The organism is Bacteroides stercoris ATCC 43183, assembly GCF_025147325.1.
GTDB lineage: Bacteria > Bacteroidota > Bacteroidia > Bacteroidales > Bacteroidaceae > Bacteroides > Bacteroides stercoris.
Window position 1 is genome coordinate 1,091,564 of the sequence record NZ_CP102262.1, and the last position, 25,045, is coordinate 1,116,608.

General features: G+C 43.5%; 12 protein-coding genes. 5 read left to right on the plus strand and 7 right to left on the minus strand.

The features are described from left to right. Positions 1-7: 7 nt before the first annotated feature. From NQ565_RS04500 to NQ565_RS04525, 6 genes are all read right to left on the minus strand, one after another. Complete coding sequence (locus NQ565_RS04500; protein ID WP_040315977.1) at positions 8-3,097, minus strand: golvesin C-terminal-like domain-containing protein; 3,090 nt, start codon at positions 3,095-3,097, stop codon at positions 8-10. Between the two features lie 17 nt (positions 3,098-3,114). Beyond that, the gene (locus tag NQ565_RS04505; RefSeq protein WP_005656211.1) at positions 3,115-4,569 is read right to left on the minus strand and encodes a sodium:solute symporter; all 1,455 of its coding nucleotides are present in this window, start codon (positions 4,567-4,569) and stop codon (positions 3,115-3,117) included. Between the two features lie 56 nt (positions 4,570-4,625). Continuing rightward, complete coding sequence (locus NQ565_RS04510; protein ID WP_005656213.1) at positions 4,626-5,792, minus strand: exo-beta-N-acetylmuramidase NamZ family protein; 1,167 nt, start codon at positions 5,790-5,792, stop codon at positions 4,626-4,628. 219 nt (positions 5,793-6,011) lie between these two features. After that, the gene (locus NQ565_RS04515) at positions 6,012-7,880 is read right to left on the minus strand and encodes a RagB/SusD family nutrient uptake outer membrane protein (RefSeq protein ID WP_005656215.1); all 1,869 of its coding nucleotides are present in this window, start codon (positions 7,878-7,880) and stop codon (positions 6,012-6,014) included. Positions 7,881-7,893: 13 nt separating this feature from the next. Further along, positions 7,894-11,382, minus strand: coding sequence for a SusC/RagA family TonB-linked outer membrane protein (locus NQ565_RS04520; RefSeq protein WP_005656216.1), 3,489 nt, complete (start codon positions 11,380-11,382; stop codon positions 7,894-7,896). Between the two features lie 417 nt (positions 11,383-11,799). Beyond that, positions 11,800-12,648, minus strand: a complete 849-nt coding sequence (locus tag NQ565_RS04525) for a hypothetical protein (RefSeq protein WP_005656219.1) — start codon at positions 12,646-12,648, stop codon at positions 11,800-11,802. Positions 12,649-13,225: 577 nt separating this feature from the next. Here NQ565_RS04525 and NQ565_RS04530 point away from each other — a divergent pair. From NQ565_RS04530 to NQ565_RS04545, 4 genes are all read left to right on the plus strand, one after another. Continuing rightward, positions 13,226-16,711 (plus strand): SusC/RagA family TonB-linked outer membrane protein, encoded by a 3,486-nt coding sequence (locus tag NQ565_RS04530; protein ID WP_005656220.1) that lies wholly within the window; start codon positions 13,226-13,228, stop codon positions 16,709-16,711. 12 nt (positions 16,712-16,723) lie between these two features. After that, entirely contained in the window at positions 16,724-18,583 is a 1,860-nt protein-coding gene (locus NQ565_RS04535) for a RagB/SusD family nutrient uptake outer membrane protein (RefSeq protein ID WP_005656222.1), read from the plus strand. A 48-nt stretch (positions 18,584-18,631) separates the two neighbouring features. Beyond that, positions 18,632-20,041 carry a DUF4623 domain-containing protein gene (locus NQ565_RS04540; RefSeq protein ID WP_005656226.1) on the plus strand — a complete coding sequence of 470 codons (1,410 nt, stop codon included), beginning with the start codon at positions 18,632-18,634 and terminating at the stop codon, positions 20,039-20,041. Between the two features lie 99 nt (positions 20,042-20,140). Continuing rightward, the gene (locus NQ565_RS04545) at positions 20,141-21,601 is read left to right on the plus strand and encodes a glycoside hydrolase family 10 protein (RefSeq protein ID WP_005656228.1); all 1,461 of its coding nucleotides are present in this window, start codon (positions 20,141-20,143) and stop codon (positions 21,599-21,601) included. A 130-nt stretch (positions 21,602-21,731) separates the two neighbouring features. Here NQ565_RS04545 and NQ565_RS04550 read toward each other — a convergent pair whose 3' ends face one another. Next, positions 21,732-22,739, minus strand: a complete 1,008-nt coding sequence (locus tag NQ565_RS04550) for an aspartate-semialdehyde dehydrogenase (RefSeq protein ID WP_005656230.1) — start codon at positions 22,737-22,739, stop codon at positions 21,732-21,734. Positions 22,740-22,891: 152 nt separating this feature from the next. Here NQ565_RS04550 and NQ565_RS04555 point away from each other — a divergent pair, with 152 nt between their 5' ends. Continuing rightward, on the plus strand, positions 22,892-25,015 hold the full coding sequence (locus NQ565_RS04555) for a cation:proton antiporter (protein WP_005656232.1): 2,124 nt from the start codon (positions 22,892-22,894) through the stop codon (positions 25,013-25,015). Positions 25,016-25,045: the final 30 nt, after the last annotated feature.

The window sequence follows — 25,045 nt, forward strand, 5'->3', positions numbered from 1 at the left end:
TTATTCTTTATTTCTTGGTACTGTTGTTGAAAAATGTCAGAATAGCGTCCATTAGAGATGCTCTTTCTTCTGCCGTGCGAAGCGATTCGAAAGGGAATCCTAAGACGCATGTCTTATATTCGCCCTGATAGGCAATTCCGGCACTCAGGTTATTCTCCGAATAGCGCATTATGGTATATGCTTCTTTTGTAGCAGGCTCGATGGCGTCAGGGGACTCCACTGCGTAAGAATCCGAATTAAGCTCATTATGATAAGTATAGTTTCCCGAAAGAGAAGGGAAAGGGGAAGCTACGCACTTCGCTTTACCCATTGTGGCGGCTTGTCCTGTACGCCACTTATATTTCAGAACTTCCGTAGCAAATTTCTTGTCTTCTTCATTGGCGGGAATCAGGCGGTTATCCCATAAGTCGGTTCCTACATAGGCGCCTGATATAAGGATATTACCGCCTTGGCTACAGTAAGCTGTAATACAGTCTTGCATCGGTTTGCTGAATGTCTTGAACTCCAAAGGCTTTATCCCGCCTCTGCCTATCTTGGTCTGGCACTCTTTGCCGAGAATAAGGTCGGTGTATGTGTAGTCGTTCAGGACAACTTGTCCGCTTTCAACAGCTTCATCACTGCATGAAACGAAGGAGTAACCGGCCTTCAGTATGGCAGCTCCGTGCACTGCCGGGTAGTCGAATGTATTTCCGGCGATAACCTGTGTTTCGTAGTTGCCGTAGCAGTCGCCGAAACCGGATGCGTCATCGTCCATCCAGGGGATGGAACGGCGGAACTCTTTCATCTTTCCGATGTAACTGATGTCTTTGATATAAGGCACTCCATGGTCCAAATCGTCCAGAAAACCTGCAAGTAGCGTGTCGGCAGGTGCAGGGGCGACAAAGTCGGCGGGAGCACTGATGCGGTCGAATCCGTTGATGACCAATACTGCACCTTTGCTGTTGAAAGCCTGTCCTGCCGAAAGAATTTCAGAAGGGAAGCTCTCACCACCCTTGTTGAGGGCGGTTACCTTATAGCTGCATACGATACCGGCGGGAAGAACGGTGCGGTAACTGTTTTTATCCACTACTGTGCCGTTGTCGAAGTCACCGTTGCCGATACGCGTATAAACGATGTACTTCTCGGGAGCGGCTGTCGTTTCCAGCGGGTCGTTTACAGCTTTCCAGCTCAACTCGATTTCATTTTCACCGATCATGCGCAATGTCATGTGGTCTACAGGCAAGGGCTGTACTATATAATCCATACGGTATTGCGAACAGAGAAACTGCAACATTCCTTTGTAGATAGCGCGGCTTACCGTAAATCGGAAGCGCGGGTCGATACCGTAACGCATATCGGCAAAGTTCTGGTGAGAAAGCAACTCAAGTAACATGGTCGGTACGCGTGGAACGCGGGCTTCATAGTATGATTGATTCCATTTGCCGCGGCGGGTCCATCGGGGTTCATACAGTGTGCGGATATCGCGTACGATATTGGATTGAATCAGGTCTGTCAGGTCGTGAGACAAGTAGCGTGATGCCCCATTGGCAAATACTCCGTTGTAGGCATCGGTCTGGTAGATGCCAAGTGTTCCGATGATAGAGTCGTTAAGGGTAGTTCCTGCATCCGAGTGGAAGGCAAACGCCAAGTCTACCGGAATATTCAACCCCTTTTCCGTGGGGTTGGCGGCAGAACCGCCCGCCAGGTAGTTCACCCATATTCCACGGCTTTTATAGTCATCCGTGTAATCATTCTTTCCGTGGCTTTCGGAATATACGCTGTCCGGAATGCCGGCCCATTGCATCCAGTAACGGGCAGCCTCGCAAAAACGGGGATAACCGCTCTTTTGGTATTCGGTGATATAGGACGGTTGATATGCTGCCGGTATATTCTTTGCTGCATTTGATGCGTTGACGGTTTTGTCGGAGCTTTTCAAATTATCGGTTGCCCCTTCCTCAGAGATACGGCGGGCAATGTTTCCCATGCCGCCGCCAATCTTTACGGCATCGGCTGTGACTGTTTGTCCGGCTTTGGCAGAACGGTTGCTCAGAGTCACCTTGCAGGCATTGCTTTTTCCGGCATCAAAACCGAAAGTTCCCAGATAGACCCAAGTGCCGCCCCCCATTTTCTGGTTGACTTTGAATTGGGATACCCCGCCTTTATGATAAACGGTATAAAGGGCGTCGTCACTGCTGTTTGGAACAGTCTGATAAGAGACATAGACTGCATATTGTCCGTTTTGAGGTATTTCGGGAATCCATTCGGCCGTGCTTTCTTTTCCTTTTTTGACGGTTTCTGCGATACGGAATGTACCTTCTTTAAAAGGATTCTCAAAATCTATGTATTGCGGGCGAAGATGTGCGAAACCTTTTCCTGTGCCTTGCTGCCATACCTTGTCAGCGGTACGTTCGGCATAGGTAGAGCCGGTGTTAAGGCAACCGTCATTGTCGATAATGATTTCGGCAGTCTGGCAGTCGCGTTCACGCGGAAGCAGTACATTGGCTCCGGCGTTTTCCAGCATCGGAACAAGGTAGGGCAATACGAAGCTCTGTGTATACAGGTCTTCCACGGTTTGCAGACAGCGGGCACGCTGCCACTCCCAGCGGTTGAGTTTCGGTTCGTAGTAAAAACCGTGGCTTTGCCATAAGGCAATATGACGGTTTTGCAGTCCGTTGGTTGGAGTATAAGGTCTGGAAACTTTGGTTACCAGAGGCTTTTCTACATCCTGGCTGAATGTAAGAGCCTTTTTGTCTTTTTTCGAACGCAACGCTTGGGGAATCAGTTCTTCGATACTATGTCTGTTGGTGCGTAGCTGTAGCCTGTACTTTGCAAATTCGGTGGGCAACAAGGCGCTGATGCCTTTGTAAATTTCGGCTACATTGTCCTCACGGAAAGGAATGTAGGAACAGTTCATGTTGGCAAAGAGTTGCAGGGTGTTGCCGTTTATGGCAACAGAGTCAACGGTGATATGTCCTACGGATATTTCTTTTCGTGCAGTGGCGTCCAGAAACTTGCCTATTTCCCGGCGGGTTTCTGTCGGAAGCTCTTGCGCACCGCCCGTTTGGGGGATAAGGGCGGTGGCAAGCATGCTGAGCAAAAAGTGGAGTCTTACACTCATGATGATGATGTATTAAGTTAAATGTTCTTTTTGTCTTTCTTTATCAGTATGCAGAGTCCGATGAAGGTGAACAGTGCATTGAATATAAGCAATTCATAGCTGAACTGATAACCGTTGAACCATGCTTCCGAATTCTTTTGCAGGATGAAGCAAAGAAGCGGGGATACGATGGCGACTAACGGTATGTATTTGTCCCGCACCTGCTGCTTCATGAAGATGCCGAAAGCAAACAGTCCCAAGATAGGACCATAGGTGTAGCTTGCCAGAATATATACGGCATCGATTACACTGGTATTGTTCAGCAGGTTGAATACAAAAATCGTAATACCCATTATTACGGCCATTCCTATGTGTACCCGTTTCCGGATTTTTACGATTTCCTCTTCCGTCCTTCCTCTTGTGCCGAGAATATCTACGGTGAAGGATGTAGTAAGGGCTGTCAGTGCGGAGCCTGCTGCCGAGTAAGCCGAAGAAATCAGTCCGATAATAAACAGGATGCCTACAACGGTGGGGAAGTAATTTCCTGTAGCAATTAAGGGGAAAAGTTCATCACTTTTCTCCACTTGTATTCCTTGGCTGCCGGCAAATATGTAGAGCAGTACACCCAGCATCAGAAACAACAGAATGACGAAGAATTGCGAAATGACGCTGGTAATCATGTTCTTTTGTGAGTCCTTGAAATTTTTGCAGCTGAGGTTGCGCTGCATCATGTCCTGATCCAATCCGGTCATGGCTATCATGGTAAATGCTCCGGCAAAGAACTGCTTGAAGAAGTATTGCTTGCTGTTGACATCGTCGAAGAAAAATATGCGGGACATATCGCTGTCGGCAATTGTACCGAGCATACCGGTGAAAGACAAATTAAGGTCGGAGGCTATGTAGCAGATGCACAATACAACCGATACCACAAGGCAGAACGTTTTCAAGGAGTCTGTCCAGATGAGCGACTTTACGCCTCCACGGAAAGTGTACAGCCATACCAAAGCTACGGTGATGGCCACATTCAGAATAAAAGGTAATCCGAATGGTTCGAATACCAGCAGTTGTAATGTCAGGCAGACGAGGAACAGGCGTACTGCCGCTCCAAGCATTTTGGAGATGAAGAAAAACCAGGCCCCTGTACGGTATGAGGACATGCCGAACCTGTTCTCCAGATATTCGTAAATGGAAACCAGATTCATCCGGTAGAACAAGGGGGTCAGAACAAAGGCGATGATTAATTGTCCCGCAATAAATCCCAATACCATTTGCAGATAGCCGAAGTTACTTGCGGCAACCATGCCGGGCACGGATACATACGTTACTCCGGATATGCTGGAGCCAATCATTGCAAATGCCACCACATACCAGGACGATTTGCGGTTGCCCACGAAGAAACCTGCATTGTCTGCTTTTCTGCCGGCAATGTAAGATACTGTGAAGAGTATTGCAAAATAGGCTGCAATGGTGATGATAACGGATAACGGGCTCATTGTATTGATTGGGTATTAGTGTTTACTGGTTAATAGGTTCCGGTTTGTATGAATAATCATTCTTGATAAAGCAAATAGGGCTTACGCTGTTCCTTGAACTTTTCCACATCGCCTTTCCAGCGGTTTTTGATTTCTTCGGCGCTCTTTCCTTCTATTATCATCTTGCGGACATAGTCTGTTCCTACCAGCAGTTCGAAGAACGGACGGAAGAAGTGGTCGCCTATGTTCAGGTTCTTATAAGCGTCAATTACGTAGCTCAGATCCACGCCGCGCTTCCAAATTTCTTCATCGCTCATATTACTGAGGTTTACGCCGTGGCATAGCTTGTTCAGTTGGGGCGGATTTTTGGCGCCGGGAACACTTTTGGGAGTAAAACTGTAATCATAGCCTGTCATATTGGGATGTCCGTATACCTGAAACGGGAGTGAAGTTCCTCTGCCTAGACTGACGGGAGTGGCCTCAAAATAGCAGGTAGCCGGATACAGATAGACGGCTTTCATGTTCGGCAGGTTGGGAGAGGGGGGAATGGGCAATGTGTATTTTGTCTGGTGCGTATAATTCTTGCAGGGTATGACGGTAAGGTCGCACACGCGTGAGGCCGGTAACCAGCGTTCTCCGTTTACCATTAATGCCAGTTCGCCCAGTGTCATGCCATGTACAATGGGAATAGGCAACCAACCCACTCCGGATTTGTATTTCATGTCCAGTATCGGTCCGTCTACATAATGTCCGTTCGGATTGGGGCGGTCCAGCAACAATACCTTGCGGTTATACTCGGCGCAGGCGTCCATCAGTCGGCACATTGTTATATAATAGGTATAGAATCGCAAGCCTACATCCTGGATGTCAATAACCAATATATCAAATTTTCTCATGGATGCTTCGCTCGGTTTTTTGTCTTTCCCGTCATAAAGGGAAAGGATAGGGACGCCCGTTTTCTTGTCAACCGAACTGGATACGTGCTCTCCTGCATCCGCATCTCCGCGAAAACCGTGTTCAGGTGAAAAAATAGCTACTACATTGAATTTGTTTTCCAGCAGTATGTCCAGTAAATGCTTGTCTCCCACCATTCCGGTGTGATTGGAGAAGATTGCAATCCGTTTTCCTTTCAGGATTGGAAAATACTCTGAAGTTTGTTCATCGCCTAAGACAATGCGCTCTTTTTGTGCCTGACACAGTAATGAACTACATAGCAGGATGGTTAATAGTAGCAGTTTCTTCATAATAGTATTACTTAAGGAGAATTTGTATGGAACAAAGATACTTTTTATTTTAATATCAAAAACACTTATTTGGGAATATTTAGTATTATAATTATTAATTTACAATTACGACAAAACGCTCTTATCTGGTATTCAGGTATATATAGGAAAGAGGTGTATCGAGAAGAAAAACTTTCGTTCTTGATACACCTCTTGTTGTGAGTTATGCTTTTTTTTCTGTTACCAGAGAACGGTTTGTGTCAATTTATATCCTTTAGCATTGTACTCGTTGATTTGAGCTTCTCCTACCGGAGCCAGATATGAACGATCGCTGAAATCGTCTCTTGCTTCGGCTGCTTCCGGCACATAGAAACCTGTCATCTCATCGGCGTTGGTTCCGTCATAGACTATGTATTTATATCCGTTACCATCGGGAACTGCTACGGTGGTGATGCCTATGTTGTCTTCTTCAAGATAATTGGGCAGTTCTTCCTCAAGGTTCACCCATAAGCCGAGCATTGTGTCCGGATATGTTTTGTTGTTCATATAATGCAGTTTCTTCCAACGTTTCAAATCGAGCAAACGGGAGTGCTCGTATACAAACTCCATGCGGCGTTCGCGGCGGATTTCCCAAATCAGCGGATCTACTTCGTAATCTCCTGCTACCAAATTGCCTTTGTCTCTATCTGGGTCGAAGTCGGCAGTGATGTCACTTAACATCATAGGTGCGGTTTGTTGCAAGCCTTTTTTTATTGCCGTTTCATCGAGAGGACGCTTGCGGATTTGGTTGATTGTTTTTTCGATGTCATCTTGAATGATAGGGTCACCGCCCATCAAAGCCAGTTCGGCTTTGGCCTCCAGCCAGTTTAACATGACCTCTGCCAGTCGCATTACCGGATAATCATTGGTATTAGTTATACTTTTATATTGAGGAGGATAAGTCTTGCCAAAATAGGTCGGGCCTACACGGTCAATGAATTTCCAGCTATAAAGCAAGGTACCTGCCTGGATACGAGGTTCATCCCAGAATGTAGCTTCAAAACGCGGGTCACGAGTTTTGGCCATGTTCTTGACATCAAGTTCGTCTGCTCCGGCAACAGTTGATTTTTTGTACACCTTACCGTCATTGCAGATGAATGATTTGGCTAATGCCAATGTTGCGCCACCTTGGCTTTCCGTACCGTTGGAGTAAGAAGCCACACAGTGAGTTACGTTGACTCCGGCATCATAGTGTCTGTACATCAGTACCTCTTTATTGCTGCTTAGGTCTGTTGAGCCGAACAGACTTTTGAAATCACCGGAAATCTGCCATTGGCTGTTTCCTAATACCTTGTCTCCTGCTTCCTTGGCCATAGTCAGATACTTCTTTGCAAGTTCAGTATCGTTCTTATGATATTTCTGCCAAGTTCCTTCGAATAACATCAGTCTGCTGACGAAACCGGCTGCAATAAATCTGTTCAGATATTGGGCTCCGTCATTTTCACGGATATTATTTAATGCAAAGTCAAAGTCATTGTACACATGTTCCATGACTTCGTTGCGTGGCGTGCGGTCTTTATACATTTCATCGGTATCTGCATCGCTAATGGATTTTCCATAATAGGGTACATCACCAAAGGTTTCTACCAGACGGCAGTATTCAAATCCACGGAAGAATCGGGCTACTCCCATCCAGTGGTTATAGGTTTCTTCTTCCAGCGCACTTTTATACTTCTCCAGTTTGTCAATCATTATATTCCATTTGCGTACCCAGGCAAAGTTCCAGTTACCGGCTGCGTATTGGGAAATCCAGGAGTTGGCGAGGTCGCTGGTGTTGTAACTTCCGCGGCTGGTGGGAACGGTATTCTCAAAAGAGGTCTGTTTTCCGGATGAAGCATTGTCATCAGAAAAATTGTATCCTCTTAAAGGAGCGTATGCGCTGCCCCAGCTATTGTTGTAACCCACAAAATAAACGGGGTATGCTTCGTTGACATAGAGTCGGTATTCGTTATCTGTCTTTCCATACGTTTCGTCCAGTGGCTTTGTCAATTCCGGACGTTCCAGGATAGAGTCGCACCCGCTTGTCATAAAGGTTGCGGCAGAAAGTAAAGCAAATATATATTTTTTCATATAATTCAGTTTATTAGAAGTTCAATTGTACACCTACTGACACACTCTTGAAAGTCGGGGTTCCTACACCGGTACGGCCGCTGTTATAGTTCTCTGCATTGAACATGGAGTAACCGGAGATTGCTTCCGGATCAATAGGAAGTCCGTTCAGGTTGTCAAATGTAAAGAAGTTTTCCAGCGCCAGATAGATGCGTGCCTTTTGCATGCGTACTTTCTTTATGATATTTTCCGGAAGAGAATAACCTAATGTGATATTCTTGATGCGGAAATAAGACATATCCAGCAGATAGCGTGACTGTTTGTAATAGTTGTAAGCATCGTTCGATCCGGATTGGTTCCATGGGCGTGCATAGAAAGCTCCTGTGTTCTCTTCAGTCCAGTAGTCACTTGCGATAGCGTCAGGAATAGCACCGTCGGCAGTATTATAACCGGGAATGGCAAGGAAACCGTTACCCCATATCTGACGTTTGCCTACACCTTGCATAAAGATAGAAAAGTCAAAGCCTTTATAATCTGCGCCCAGACGGATACCGTATTCAAATCTCGGTGTTTCATTACCAATTATTTCCTTATCGCCCGGGTCTTCTACAGTGCCGGCGCCATTACCCAGTTTTCCGTCTCCATTCAAGTCGGCATATTTTACGTCGCCCGGACCAAATTTGAAGTCACCGGATTGCAGGAAGTCCTGATATACTCCGTTCGGGTCTTTTAGTTTGTTCATTTCTTTAGCACCCGGAGTGCCTGCTGCCACTTCTTTTCCGTTCAAAGCCCATACAGTAACCAGTTCGCCGTTATTGTCATATACGAAATCATCTTTCTGATACAAACGTTCTGTTCTATAGCCCCATATTTCGCCATATTTCTTGCCTACATAATAATCGCTGATTAAACGCGTATCACTGTATTCTGTAATTTCAGTTTGGGCATCAGACAACGTGAACATGGCATTAATGCCTAATCCGTTGTTGAAACGGTGGTTGTAATCCAATGAAACTTCCCAACCACGTGTTCTTAAAGAACCGTAGTTGCCTTTGGGAGCGGCTGCACCGAATGTATAGGCAATGCCCGAACCCGGTACAATCATATTACGTGTATCGCGTTGATACCAGTCGAATGTTACACCGAAATCACCGTGGAAGAAACGCGCATCAAATCCCAAGTCGAGTGTGGCTATGTCCTGCCATGTAATAGAAGAAGCAACGGCAGAAGGAGTACCGCGATAGAATAATTTCTGACCATCAGCACCCAGCCAGTTTACTTGTCCTGTGCCGAGAGAGGATACATACAAGCCGTTATCTACGGTTTGGTCGCCAATGATACCCCATGAACCGCGAAGCTTCAATGAGTTCAATGCGGGTTTTGCCCATTCCATAAAAGCTTCTTCACTTAAGCGCCAACCGGCTGAGAATGAAGGGAACCAACGCCATTTCATGCCAGAGGGGAACTTGGATGTACCGTCATAACGTAAATTGGCTTCCAACAGGTACTTTTCTTTGTAATTATAGTTGATACGGCCGAAGTAACCCATTTGACCTTCCCATTTTTGGTTTCCGCTTGCGGTCTGAGTGCCAACTGCGAGGTCGAACTGCGGGTTGGTGATATCTGTCAAATCTGTAATTTGTGACCAGTTGTCTTCATAGTCATAAGTCACCAGGTTCATACCAAGCAGAAACTTGAAGTTGTTATCGTCGTTTATTTGCCAGTTGTAATCGGTTGTTGCATTGAAGGTATGGCGACGTGCTCCCGAAGATTTTCTGTAGATATGGTCGGGATTTGAACCATGGGGAGTATATTCTTCATACGGAAGTTTGTATGCGGGCATTGCACCTTCGGCTGCTGCGTCTACTTGTTGTCCCAGGTTGTTTACATAAATCTGATTGCCGTTGGCATCGGTTCTCGGCACACCGGCACTCCATGCGTTTGCTGCGCTATATCGTGTTCCGGGTTTCTTGATAACTCCTGTTTCGTTGGCATATGTATAGTCAAAATCAAATTTCCAGTCTTTGGTCACATTTACGGTTGTACCCAAGCTTATGTTGAGGTAATTATCTACTTGTGAAGCTGTATTGGCTTGTTTTGTTTCAGACCACGGACTGCGCAAGTCGTTTCCGCCTTCATTGACACCTAACGGCATGTTAGGACCCCAGCGATACAAGTACAGCCACGGGTCGGCAGTAGTGAATGAGGTAGAATAAGGGTATCTCTTGTCACGTGAGGAGAAGATAGACCCCGCACGTATAGTCAGGTATTTGTTGATTTCGGTGCTTAAACGTACGGATGCGTTGTAGCGTGTAAAATCGTCTTTCTTGGCAGGCTTCATCATACCGTTCTGATGCAGATATCCTAAGCCGATGTTGTAAGTTGTCTTGCCACTTTTGCCGTTGATTGAAACGTTGTGTGAGTGAGTCGGTGCCCATTCGCGTATCATATAATCATACGGGTCGAAAGTTCTCAGACCGATATTTCGTCCATTGGCATCCACATACCAGTCTCGCCCATATACATAAGGGTCGTCGGGACCTAACTTGCCGCCATATTTGTTTTGCCATTCGCGGGCACGCTCCAATCCGGATTCTGTCATAAAGAATGAAATACCGCCGGTGGCTGTTTTCCCGGAGCGTTTCATCGCTTCTACGCTGTATTCCAAAGCATTGAACTGTCCCATTTTCATCTCTTTTGCCATGTTTTGGAAAGAGAGATTGCCCTGATAAGAAACATTGACCCTATCACTCTTGGCGCCTTTTTTCGTTGTAATCAATACTACGCCGAATGCTGCTTTCGCACCGTAAATAGAAGCAGATGCAGCATCTTTCAGTACAGAAATGCTTTCTATATCATCGGGGTTGACCATTTGGATAGAAGGTATTTCTACGTTGTCGAGCAAAATCAAAGGTGTAGCTTCTCCTTCGATGGAACCGATTTGTCCGCGTATCTTAATAATCGGGTCAGAACCGACTTCGCCGCTTGGTACCTGGATGGATAAGCCCGGGGTGGTACCTTGCAAACCACGACCGATATCGGCAATAGGACGTCCTTCCAATGTCTGATTCACGTTAACGGAAGCGACTGCTCCTGTCAGGTTCTCTTTTTTCTGTGAGCCGTAACCTACGACTACTACTTCATCCAATAATTCAGTGTCGTCTTTCAACACTACCCGTAGATTAGGAGTGGCCTTTATTTCTTGAGTGGTATACCCCACAAAAGAAATCTGTAAAAGTGCTCCTGCTTTAACATTCATTCTGATTTTTCCATTGATGTCCGTAATGCCGCCATTGGTAGTACCTTTTTCTACAACATTGGCGCCAATGATAGGCTCGCCTTGGGCATCTACTACTAAAACATTTACAGCGACAGACTGCATCTGCTCTGTTACGCCATGGTTTTCATGGGAAGTAGATCGGGCAGCAAAAGTGTTACTGCTGCCAAGAAACAGTGCACAGATAGCCACTGTCATGAGGATTTTATGATTTTTAATTCCTCTTTTTTTGCGATCTTCATTCATAAGTGATTGATGATTTTGTTGTTAATAAAAATAGTTTTTCAGTTAGGTAAAAAAAAGGGAGGATTAAGGGGTAAAATGAACTGTATATCCTCTAAGTCTCTTCATTGCTTCATAGGCATTTCTTCAATTTAAGGGTTCATAAATGATATGTTGTATCTCTTTTTTCTCTAAAAATCCAAGTCCACCGGGAACTTGGTATATATTAATTTTAAACTAAATCCAGTTAATTTCTTAACCTTGCCAGTCGTTTTAAGAGATAAATCTTATTATTAACAAAGGTGATAAAGTATTTTGTGTACTTCACACGTAACAAAGATATTATATTATTCAATATCAAGAACATTTCTTTGCATTTTTTTAATCTTATACTTTTAAATTTGCAAAGGCAGTCTTTATATACCTTATATATATTAGAGTTTAAGGTTCTTCTATATTTAAAGAATGAAATTCTATCAGTCCATTCATCGGAGTTTCTTCAATTACGTCGAGCTCAATTCCAAACTCACCGGCAACTTCTCTTAAGATGTCCGCATAGCTATAGGCCAATGAGCCAACAAATCTGATGGGATAATTCTTATAGTCGTACTGGCAGACATTACGAGTGAAAAATCCTTTTAAATTATTAGTTATCAGCTCAAAGACATAGTCATCGTTTGTATAGTCTGCCAAGAAGTAAGAAATTGTTGAGAGGAAACGGTTTGGGAAAGGACGGTTATATACCGATTCCATTACTTCATTAGAGCTGATACGAAATTTTTCAAAAAAATCGGCCATTACATCCTTAGGTGCCAAGCCTTTTAACACATCGGACAGAAACATTTTGCCTAATACAGCTCCACTGCCTTCATCGCCTAGGATATAACCACCAGCCTTGACGTTCTTAACCACTATTTTTCCGTCATAAAAGCATGAATTAGAGCCTGTTCCCAAGATACAGGCAATGCCGGCTTCGCATTTAAAAAGACCGCGTGCCGCTGCAAGCAGGTCACTTTCAACCTGAATAGGGGTCTTGAATTGTGCTACTAAGGATGCACCCAATATATTCTTTTTTTCATAAGAGGTGCATCCGGCTCCATAATAATATACTTGTTCCAATTTCTTTTTGAAAAAAATATCGGGTAATCCTAAACGTACACTCCGGCTAATTTCTCTTCTTGTTTGAAAAAAAGGATTCAATCCCTCGGTAAAAACACGCTGTATCAAGTGGTTGTCTTCAACCAGTGCCCATTCAGTTCTTGTAGAACCACTTTCCGCAATCAGTTTCATAGCTAATTAGTTTTAGAATTGAATACAAATATATAGTTATTTTTAATATTCCTGTGATAATTCTTCGAAAAGTTTACTACATAGATGGTATTCCCCATAACGAACAGTCTTTTTAAATAAAATAGTTGTAAGCTGATAACTATTTGTGCATCTGTTATAAATAAGCAGTTGATTGTCTATTTTTAATTCGTTAGACCTTGGTTGCCCTTTCGTTAGACCTGGGTTTAACGAAAGGATAACCAAGGTCTAACGAAAGGGCAACCAAGGTTTAACGAATTACTACTTGCAATCGTAGAGGTTAACTGATACGAAAGGAAATAAAAGGAACTGCTATTCAAGCATTTAATATTTCCTGATGCCATTATTAGTAATAAAACGTTTTGTCTAAGTTCCCGGTGGACTTGGAATTTTAGAGAGAAAAGAGATACAACATACCATTTATGAACCCTTAAATTGAGAAATGCCTATGGAAAAGTGAAAACACAAGAGTTTGGGTGATTCTATCCTACTCTTATTAATTTCTATCTTACCATTTTTGGAAAAAACTATTTTTAATTAACAAAATCATCAATCACTTATGAATGAAGATTGCAGAAAAAGAGGATTGTCTAATAAAAAGATCCTCACGGTAGTAGCAATCAGCACCTTGCTATTAAGCAGTGGAAATGTGATAGCTACTCAGACTACCATTGACGGTTCTTTGAGAGTGACAGAACAGTTGCAAACTCAAATAGTCAATGGTTTGGTTGTAGATGTAAACGGAGAACCGGTTATCGGAGCTAGTGTGGTAGAGAAAGGTACGACAAATGGTGGAATAACTGATATTAACGGAAAGTTTACATTGAATGTAAAGCCGGGTTCAACCTTACAAATCTCTTTCGTTGGCTATCAAACTCAAGAGGTAAAAGCAACCAAGACGGTAAAGGTTGTTTTAAAAGAGGATAGCGAGTTACTTTCGGAAGTTGTTGTGGTGGGCTATGGAACTCAAAAGAAAGCTAATTTAACAGGTGCAGTTGCAACAGTCGACGTAAATAAAACATTGGACAGTCGTCCTATTGCGGATATCGGTCGTGGACTTCAAGGTTCAGTGCCGGGTGTTAATATTACGATTCCAACGGGAGAAATCGGTTCGGACCCTTTGATTAAAATTCGCGGTCAAATTGGATCCATTTCGGGAAATAATACTCCGCTTATTTTGTTGGATAACGTGGAAATTCCAAGTATTCAGATGGTTAATCCCAACGATGTCCAGTCTATTTCCGTATTGAAAGATGCAGCTTCATCTTCTATTTATGGTTCAAAAGCTGCGTTTGGCGTTATTTTGATAACAACTAAATCGGGAGCGCAAACAGATAAATTTGAAGTTAGCTATTCCAATAACTTTTCTTGGCAAGATCCTGCCAAAAGCATTGAAATTGGTGGAATTGAAGCCTTGCAGTACACATTGGATGCTCAAATAAACAGAGGAGAACCGATGCCGGCGGGTGGTTTTTGGCGTATTAGTCCCGAAAGCCTGGAGAAAGCCATAGAATGGCAGAAACAGTATGGAGGAAAGGTAAAATGGAATGATCCGGTAGTATATGGTCGCGACTGGTATTATGACGGAAAAGATAAATATGGATATAGACTCTATGATGCGGCTAAAGCTATGGTCAGGAACTGGGCTCCGACCATGAGCCATAATTTATCGGTAAATGGTAAAAGCGGCAAGACCAGTTATAATATAGGATTGGGGTATTTGGATCAGAGTGGTATGTCTAAGACTGCCAAGAAGGACGACTTCAAACGATATAATGCATCGGTCAGTGTAACATCGGAATTGAATAAATATCTTACAGTGAGAGCCAGTTCTATCTATTCCGACCGTAATAAACGTTATCCGGGTATTGGTAATACTTCTGCTGACCCTTGGTTGTATATGTATCGTTGGAGCCCATTGTTTCCGATGGGAGTGACAGAACATGGCAATCCTTTGAAAGAGCCGTCGTATGAAATGGCTGCATCAAATACAGATAATCTGCAAAATAAATATTATAACGTTAACCTGGGTTTTACATTGAATATTACGAAGAATTGGGATGTTAAATTTGATTATACTTACGACAGACAAACTTCGGAAACAAATTCGTCTGTAACCCAATACGAGGCCGGTGCTACATGGTATGCGCCTACGGCGTGGATAGAGAACGGCAGTCAGGTCTTTGTCAATGAACAAGGCGAAAGAGTAGACACGGGAGGCATGCCGGCATACCGTTTCCCTGTAGAAAAATATTATAACAGTTCGGGTCCGGGAGCTAGTCAGGTCGGCTATCAGAATAAATCGGTAGATAATAATACGTTTAATATTTATACCACCTATAACCTGCAATTGGGAGCTGAAAAAGAGCATGCCTTTAAGTTTATGGTGGGTATGAACAGGGTTACCAGTAAATGGAGTTTGCATAAAGGGTGGAAAACAAATCTTATTGATTTGACAAACCCGCAATTTCCATTGGCATCCGGTGACCAGTTCATTGAAGGAGACCGCAATTGGGAAGCTCAATTAGGTTTCTTCGGACGTCTGAATTATTCTTTCGAAGACAGATATTTCTTAGAAGCTAATATACGTAGGGATGGTTCATCTAAATTTCCGAAGAATTTGCAGTGGCGTTGGTTCCCTTCTTTTTCTGCCGGTTGGGTGTTTACCAATGAGAGTTTCATGAAACCGGTTGAAAATATTTTGAGCTTTGGTAAGTTTAGGGCTTCATGGGGTAGTATTGGCGATCAGACGGTATCCAATACCTTGTACAAAGCCATATTGGCTGACGGCCAATCGTCATGGTTGGACGGAAGCGGTAATAAGATGCCTTTGTACGGTACTCCTTCGTTAGTGGACAGTGATATCAGTTGGCAAGAGATTGAGACTTTGGATTTTGGAGTAGACCTGCGTTTCTTTAAGAATAAATTCGGAGTAACTTTCGATTGGTATCGTCGGGATACGAAAAACATGATTATTGAAGGAGAAAGCTTGCCGGTGACACTTGGTGCTACAGCTCCTAAAGGTAATTACGGTAGTTTGAGAACCAAAGGTTGGGAGTTGTCGGCTGATTTTACCCATCGTTTTTCCAATGGATTGGGAATTAATGTTATGGCTTCTATTTCCGATGCAACTACCTATATAACCAAAGGCGCGGACTATCTGACTCCATGGGAAGACCGCAAATTAGGGACAACCTATTCTACCGGAAGACGATATGGCGATATTTATGGTTTTGTGACAGATAGATTGTTTCAAAAGGAGGACTTTGTTTACGGAGCAGACGGACAAATAGAAAAAATTACTGTCATTTATAACGGGACAGCGCATACTACCAATAAACAATCTTCCCCATATCCGGTGTATCAGGTACATTATGAAGACAATAACAAATTGATTTTTGCACCGGGTGACGTTAAATTCGTGGATTTGGACGGAGACGGTTATATCACGCCGGGAACAGGTACGAATGGTAATCCCGGTGACCAGACTGTGATTGGCAATTCTACTCCTCGCTATGAGTATAGCTTCCGTTTGGGAGCGGATTATAAGGGGATTGATTTTTCAATCTTCTTCCAAGGCATCGGCAAGCGTCAGATTTGGGGTAGCGGTCAGTTGGCTATTCCCGGATATAATGCCAAAGAGGGTGCTCTTCCCAAAACCTTCACAACCGATTATTGGACAGAAGAGCGTACGGATGCATTTTATCCGAGAGCATGGAATTTGGGTGGAAGCAATACTGGTTTCAGTATGCAGAAACAGTCACGCTATTTGCTGGATATGTCTTACCTGAGAATCAAGAATATAACGTTGGGATATACTTTCCCGGAGAATCTTCTTTCAAAAGTGTATATATCCAAGGCCAGACTCTATATGTCATTAGAGAACTTCTTTACATTTGACAAGCTGAACGGATTGCCTATCGACCCGGAGGCTATCTCAGGCTATTCGATGTTCAGGTCTGACTCAAACTATAACTTGGGACGTACGGGTATGGGCACACCTGTTTTCAAGACTTTATCATGTGGCGTTCAATTAACCTTCTAAAAAAGAGTAATTATGAGATTTAAAATATATATGATTTTAACCGGAATCATCTTCCTGTTTACGAATTGTAATGATGTGCTGGACCGTCCTTCATTGACTACATCGGAAGATGATGCTTACTGGACCAGTGAGGATAGGGTACGTTTGTATGCCAATGCCTTTTATACCAACTTCTTTGTAGGATATGGATTGAAGTATGAAACGACGTATGCTCCTAATGCAAATTATACTTTTAATGATGATGCAGTGAGATTGTCCACCCAAACGCAGTTTGGACGGACTGTCCCTACATCAAAAGGCTCAACGAGTCTGGATATGATGTGGCAGAGCGAATTTACCGGTCCGACATGGAATTTTGCTTGGATAAGGAAGGCGAATGTCATGCTTGATCGTGTGTCTGCCAGAATGAAGGATATTCTGACCGAAGAACAATACAATCATTGGATGGGAATAGGCCGCTTCTTCAGAGGAATGGAGTATGCTCGTCTGGTCAATGTTTTTGGTGATGTCCCTTATTACGATACAGAGGTGTTGAATACGGATAAGGATGCCTTGTATAAGGATCGTACTCCGAGAAATGAAGTGATGGATGCCGTTTATGATGATTTTGATTTTGCCATGAAGAATGTCCGTTTGGATGACGGGGATGCACAATATGTGAACCGTTATGTGGTGGCTGCTTTTGTTTCGAGATGGGCATTGTTTGAAGCAAGTTGGCAAAAATATTATTATAAGAATGATGAACGTGCGAAGAAATTTTTTGAGCAGGCTATTACTGCGGCTGACTTGGTAATGAGCAGTGGAAAATATGATATTGTGACTGATTTCCGCTCTTTATTCGGGTCGACGAAAAGTACGAAAGACTGTATCCTGTATCGTACCTATGATGCGGATAAGGGTGTGACTCATTCCATAGCATCGACTTGTAACATGAATGACCCTACCGATGTCGGCCCGAATTTGGATTTGATTAAGGCGTTTATCTGTACGGATGGTAAGGACTGGCAAACTTCTGCAGTTGCCAACGCAGCCGATTTTACTTTAAGTAACCTGATAAAGACAAGAGATGCCAGATTTGAGGCAAGTTTTTACAATAAGCCGACTCCCAGAGCTAAAAGCTGTTATTTGTATGTAACTAAGTTTATCCCTCGGAGTGCATTGGAGTATATTGAAAAAGGCGGTTCTCCGGCTCCGGAATTCCAGGGTGAAAAGAATGTGACTGGCTATCCGGTAATCCGCTATGCTGAAGTTTTATTGAATTGGATTGAGGCTAAAGCGGAACTTGCTACATTGGGAGGGCCGGCGGTTATCCAGACTGATATAGATGAGTCTATTAACAAGATCCGTAACAGACCGATTGCCGAGGAAGCAAAAGCGTTGGGTGTTGTCAAGACAGCAGACATGAAGTTAGATGCCCTGCCTGATGATCCGGGTAGAGATGTTACGGTATCTCCGTTACTTTGGGAAATCAGACGGGAAAGAAGAATGGAATTTGCTTTTGAATTCTCACGTATCGTCGATTTGAGACGTTGGAAAAAATTGGAGTACATGGATACCGATAGAAATCAGGATTTGCTGGTAGGTACTTGGGTAAATTTCAAGGATGAGGTTCCCGAAGAACTGAAATCAGAGAATAGCGGGAAAATCAGGGTTATGGGCAAGGATGGAAGTCTGACCGTTTATGATGGCACTAATGCTGCTGCTATGAAAGGATTTTTCTATCCGGAACAGAATAAAGGACGACTGCCCTTCTTGAATGTGCCTAATGTAAACCCATATCTCTCACCTATCGGAATTAATCAGATTGAAGATTATAAGAGTAGAGGGTATACACTTACTCAAACGGAGGGATGGCCGGCAAGTTTGAATTGATGGATACATCCGTGAGTTAACAATGGTTTTTAATTAAAACATGAGATTATGTATAAATTAATAAAAAGTTTAGGATTTATGGCTGTATTGCTTGGTATTAGTCTTGTCTCTTGTGAGGAGGATTATCCTAAAAGCCATATAGCACCTTATGATACGGAGCTTTTAGCAATAAAGATAGTTAATGCCGGGGCAGACGGGAAAACAGTGGTGGAAGGAACAATTGATGAAGCCAATAAGACAATTAATTTTCCCCGTTTGGATGTTGAGACTAATTTTTCAGCTTTGAGCTTTGAGGCGGAACTTTCTGAGGGCGCGGAGCTTCAAACTCCGGTCATGGATTTCTCAATGGATGAGGAAACTTCCGACAAGACTTTGATACTTCGGATTGTAAATAATAAGAGGTATAAGGAATATTTTGTTAAAGTCCGGAAAAGAGTTCCTGTGTATGGGGCTGATTTTGAAAAGCCTACTGTATATAATTTTTCAGGAGATAACATTTATAGTGATTATGCCGATGCTGCATCTACCCGTTGTGCTTCTTATGATGGCGAACATGTATTGGTTGTCAGCAGAGCTACACAACCTCATCTTCTTAAAGTGTCGGATTTGAAGAAAGGGGAAATCAATCCTATTCTGCTGGATTTGACTGGAGTTAGCGGTGGTACTTTCTCTTATAACATGGGTGCGTTGAGTAATGGTCATGTATATCTTTCAAGTTTGTCGGGTGCCAAAGCTTCTCCTCTTAAGATTTATCATTGGGAAACACCGGATTCCCAACCGGAAACGATAGCCAATATTAATGTTGGAAGTATCTCCGGAGCAGGAAACAGACATGGTGATAATGCCTCTTATAATATAGATGAGAATGGTAACGGATTTATATTCTTTGGTGATAATGCAGCTACGGATTTTCTAAGAATACCCGTAAGCGGCTATAAAACAGTTGATGCCACTGCCATTAAAGTATTACCGTCAAAATCTGATGCTACGATGGTGACCAATGTATATAGAGTGGGAAATACAGACCAGTATTTATGGTCGGGTGTCAGAATTCCTGTAACATTGGTCAATGAGTCTGTAGGCGAAATATATGCGTCGAGCGTAAAAGGAGAGGCTGTAGCTCCAAGGATAATCAACTTTAATGAGGAGCGTTATCTGTTGGTTTGTACCGCTGGTCAGGGTAGTGCATCTACTGCAACCATTGCTTTGGAAATTTATGATTTGAGCAAAGGAGCTACCATAGAAGAGGCTTTGCGGAAATTTGACGAAGGAGACAATCACAATCCTTTGTACCAATTTAAATTAGGTGGAAGTGGAAATGGAAACGCCCTGGCGCAGACAGATTATTATATAGAGAAAGATGAGAACGGGAAAGATGCCAAGCTTTGTGTGTTTGCATCACGCACAGGATCAGGATTTGTAATATGCGAGTTCCCTATTAAGCAGGAAGAGGAATAATATGCTGATTTTCTACATTTAAATTGAATTTTTATATTGTCAACTTGAAAGCCGTCTATTTTAAAATTATCAGGCGGCTTTCTTATTAGAAATTTAAGGATGAAACATTTGAAATATATATATATAATCATTTTACTTGTGCTGGTCGCAGCATGTGGTAAAGACGATGAAGGCATTTTGGATGATGGTAGCCATTCTCAGGGAGAAGGTCAGACCTCTTCGTCTGTTCTGCCCGGAAAGGAACTGAGAGGAGTATGGATAGCTACGGTATGGGGACTCGATTGGCCTATGGAAAAGTATGATGCCGATGTTCAGAAAAAGTTGTATACAGATTATCTGGATTTATTGGTCGGGTATAACATGAATGCGGTATTTTTCCAAATCAGAGGTATGGCAGATGCATTTTATGAATCGGAATATGAGCCTTGGAGTAAGTATATTACAGGAAGTGCAGGGGTAAGACCCGATTATGATGTTTTAGGATTTCTTGTTGAGGAAGCTCATAAGCGAGGTATCCAGTTTCATGCTTGGTTAAATCCATACCGTATAGCTACGCGTGCAAATAAGAATGCTGCTTTCCCAAAACTGGATGCCAAAATACCCATGGAACTGGTTAAGGATTATGAGAAAATCAGAGTTTATAATCCTGCTTTGCCGGAAGTTCAGGAACGGATTGTAAATATTGTCAAGGAAATTATTACCAAGTATGACGTTGACGGTATTCACATGGATGATTATTTCTATCCGTCATTGGAAGCTTCTGAGACAATGAATGATGGTGCGGAATTTCAAAAATATGGGAAGGATAAATTTAAGAATGTCGAGGATTTCAGGCGTAATAATGTAAATACCGTAGTTAGGAATATCCAGAAAACTATTATTGAGACTCGTCCGGAAGTGATTTTCTCTATTAGTCCGGCAGCTGATATGGAGCGTAATTACAACACATTGTTTGCAGATGTCAATACGTGGGCAAAGGAAGGCTGGGTGGATGTGGTTATTCCGCAGCTGTACTTTGCCACAGGTAATGATGCTACCAGTTTTAATCTGAGGTTGGATTTATGGTCGCAATATACATATGAAAACCACTTATTGATAGGATATGGCATTTATAAATTTGGCGATTCGCAATATGGAAGTAAGTTTCAATCGTCAGATGACTTAATGAAGCAGTTTGAACTGGCAAGTGCAAAGCCGAAGGTAAAGGGAAGTGTATTGTACAGTGCCAAGAACTTGGTAGAAAATAAGGTTGGTATTGCAGATGCGGTCAAGGCTATATATGGAAAGAAAGTATTGCCTCCTTATTTAGGACGAACTGCTGCAGTGCTTCCTCCGGCACCGGACAATATCAGGTTGAATGGGGCTGATTTGTCTTGGGGAGCGGTTTCAAATGTTGCTTATTACGCTATATATAAAGATAATGGGAAAGAGCGGAAAGCCGATTTGGTAGGTATTACCCAAGGAACGTCATTTAAATTATCGGAAAAGGGAGTTTATTTTGTGACTTCGTTATTCAAAAATAATGCAGAAAGTGAGATTTCAGAAACTGTGTCTTATTGATATACTTAAAACGACCTGAAATCGGAAGTCTCAAGCAACATAGTCAAGGGTGTGTTAAAAATGAATGCTGTAATAGTAATGACATTCTATTTTTGACACACCCTTATCGGTTTATGGATTAGGAGAAATTTTAAAGCGCTTTCTCTCTAATCAGATACTCTGCAATCTGTACCGCATTCAATGCAGCACCTTTTTTGATCTGGTCACCCACAATCCAGAAAGTCAATCCATTCTCGTTGGTGAGGTCCTTGCGGATACGTCCTACGTATACGGGGTCCTTTCCTGCGAGGAACAGCGGCATCGGATATTCTTTCTCTGCCGGATTGTCCATTAATACCAGTCCGTCACCTTTGGCAAATGCTTCACGTGCCTCCTCAATAGAGATAGGCCGTTCTGTCTCTACCCAGATACTTTCCGAATGCGAGCGGAGAGCAGGTACACGAACACATGTTGCGCTGACTTTGATGTCGGAGTGCATAATCTTACGTGTTTCGTTGTACATCTTCATCTCTTCCTTGGTATACCCGTTTTCAGTGAATACATCAATCTGGGGAATCAGATTGAATGCCAGTTGATAGGCAAATTTCTCCACGGTCACGGGTTCACCCGCCAATACTTGGCGATATTGTTCGTACAACTCATCCATAGCAGCGGCGCCTGCACCGCTTGCAGCCTGATACGTGGATACGTGTACGGTTTTTATATGAGAAAGCTGTTCGATGGCTTTCAGTGCCACTACCATTTGGATAGTAGTACAGTTAGGATTGGCGATAACGCCGCGCGGACGGTCTTTGGCATCGGCGGCATTGACTTCGGGTACAACCAAAGGAACATCGGCATCCATACGGAAAGCGCTTGAATTGTCAATCATCACAGCGCCGTGCTTGGTGATTGTTTCAAGATACTCTTTAGAGGTGCCTGCGCCTGCGGAAGTGAAAGCAATGTCAACCCCTTTAAAGTCATCGTTGTGTTGCAAGAGTTTAACCTCGATCTGTTTACCGCGGAAGGTATATTTAGTGCCGGCACTGCGTTTAGAACCGAACAATACTAACTCGTCCAACGGGAAATTCCTTTCATCGAGCACTCGCAGGAACTCTTGTCCTACGGCTCCGCTTGCTCCAACAATAGCTACTTTCATTTTTCTTTTGTTTTAATTTAGTTTATAAAATAGTTCTAATCTATCTATAAATGATAGAGTTGGCTGCAAATTTATAACAAATTGCTGTATGACACCGCATAAAGTGAAAACTTTTTCGTTATTTTGCAGTTAAAACCTAAAACTCACTGCGTATGGACTGGCTCAATTTCAGTTTGACACTTCCTGTAACAGACCCTACATGGATATTCCTCCTTGTACTCCTTATTATATTGTTTGCGCCCATATTGCTGAATAAATTGCGTATACCGCACATCATCGGTATGATTCTGGCGGGATTGGTGATTGGCGAGCATGGCTTCAATATCTTGGTGCGCGACAGCAGTTTCGAGTTGTTCGGCAAGGTCGGACTTTATTATATCATGTTCCTGGCAGGGTTGGAAATGAATATGGGCGATTTCAAGAAGAATCGCGGAAAGGCTGTGATGCTGGGATTGCTGGCTTTCGTCATTCCGATAGGCATAGGCTTGGTTACCAATATGATGTTGCTGAAGTATAGTCTCGTGACGTCCATATTGCTGGCAAGTATGTATGCCTCGCACACGCTGGTGGCTTACCCGATTGTAATTCGTTATGGTGTGTCCCGTCATCGCAGTGTAAGTATTGCTGTGGGCGGTACGGCTGTGACGGATACGCTTACATTGCTGGTGCTGGCAGTGGTAGGCGGTCTGTTTAAAGGGGAGTCCGGCGGACTGTTCTGGCTGTGGCTGGTGGTTAAGGTCATATTCCTCGGAGCGCTGATTATGTATTCGTTCCCACGCATCGGACGCTGGTTCTTCCGCCGCTATGATGATAACGTGATGCAATTTATTTTCGTGCTTGCCATGGTTTTTCTGGGAGCGGGTTTAATGGAGTTCGTGGGAATGGAAGGCATCTTGGGAGCATTCTTGGCAGGGCTGGTTTTGAACCGCCTCATACCGCATGTATCACCGTTGATGAATCATCTGGAGTTTGTCGGTAACGCTCTGTTCATACCTTATTTCCTGATAGGGGTGGGCATGCTGATTGATATTCATGTCATCTTCGGGCAGGGAGACGCTTTGAAGGTGGCTGCCGTTATGATTGTTGTGGCGCTGGTGGGCAAGTGGATCGCTTCCTGGCTGACGCAGAAAATTTATAAAATGGCTCCCATAGAGCGTGAGCTGATGTTTGGCTTGAGCAATGCACAAGCAGCAGCTACGCTGGCGGCGGTATTGGTGGGTTATAATATCATCTTGCCGAACGGTGAGCGTTTGTTGAATGAGGATGTGCTGAACGGTACGGTATTGCTGATTCTTGTGACATGTGTGGTGAGCTCCTTTATTACGGAAAGGGCCGCACGCAAGATTGCCATGTGCGAGGCGCATCTGGAAGAGGAGCGTACGGTTGAGGCGGAAAGGATTCTTATTCCGGTGGCGAATCCGGATACGATTGAATATCTGATGAACCTGTCCTTGTTGATACGTGATACCAAACAGAAAGATAATCTGTTGGCTTTGAACGTAATCAATGACAACAATACTTCCGAGGGTTTGGAGCTTCGCGGTAAAAGGTATTTGGAGAAGGCAGCCATGATTACGGCTTCTGCCGATGTGCCGTTGCGCCAGATTACACGGTATGACTTGAATATTGCTTCGGGTATTATCCATACGGCGAAAGAATATGAGGTGACCGATGTGATTATCGGTTTGCACCGTAAGGTCAATATTGTAGACTCTTTCTTCGGTATGCTTGCCGAGAACCTGTTGAAAGGACTGCATCGCGAAGTTATGATTGCCAAATTCCTGATTCCGATTAATACGATACGGCGAATCATCATAGCCGTTCCTCCCAAGGCGGAATACGAAGCAGGCTTTCAGAAGTGGGTGGAGCATTTTTGCCGGATGGGCGGTACGTTGGGCTGCCGGGTACATTTCTTTGCAAACGAGGAAACAACTGTACAGTTGCAGGCATTGGTGAAGAAAAAGTATGGACAGACCTTGACGGATTTCTCTCGTCTGGATGATTGGGGGGACTTGCTGATATTGACCGGACAAGTGAATTACGACCATTTGCTGGTAGTGATAAGCGCGCGTAGGGGTTCTATCTCCTACGACAGTTCTTTCGAGAAACTTCCGGCGCAGTTGAGCAAATATTTTTCCAATAATAGTTTGATTGTACTTTATCCCGACCAGTTGGGCGAACCCCAGGATGCCGTCTCTTTCTCTAATCCGCGAAATGAGGCGCAGCATTACGAGAAGGTAGGAAAGTGGGTTTATAAATGGTTTAAGGAAGATTAGTAAGTGATTAGTGATTAATGATTAGTGGTT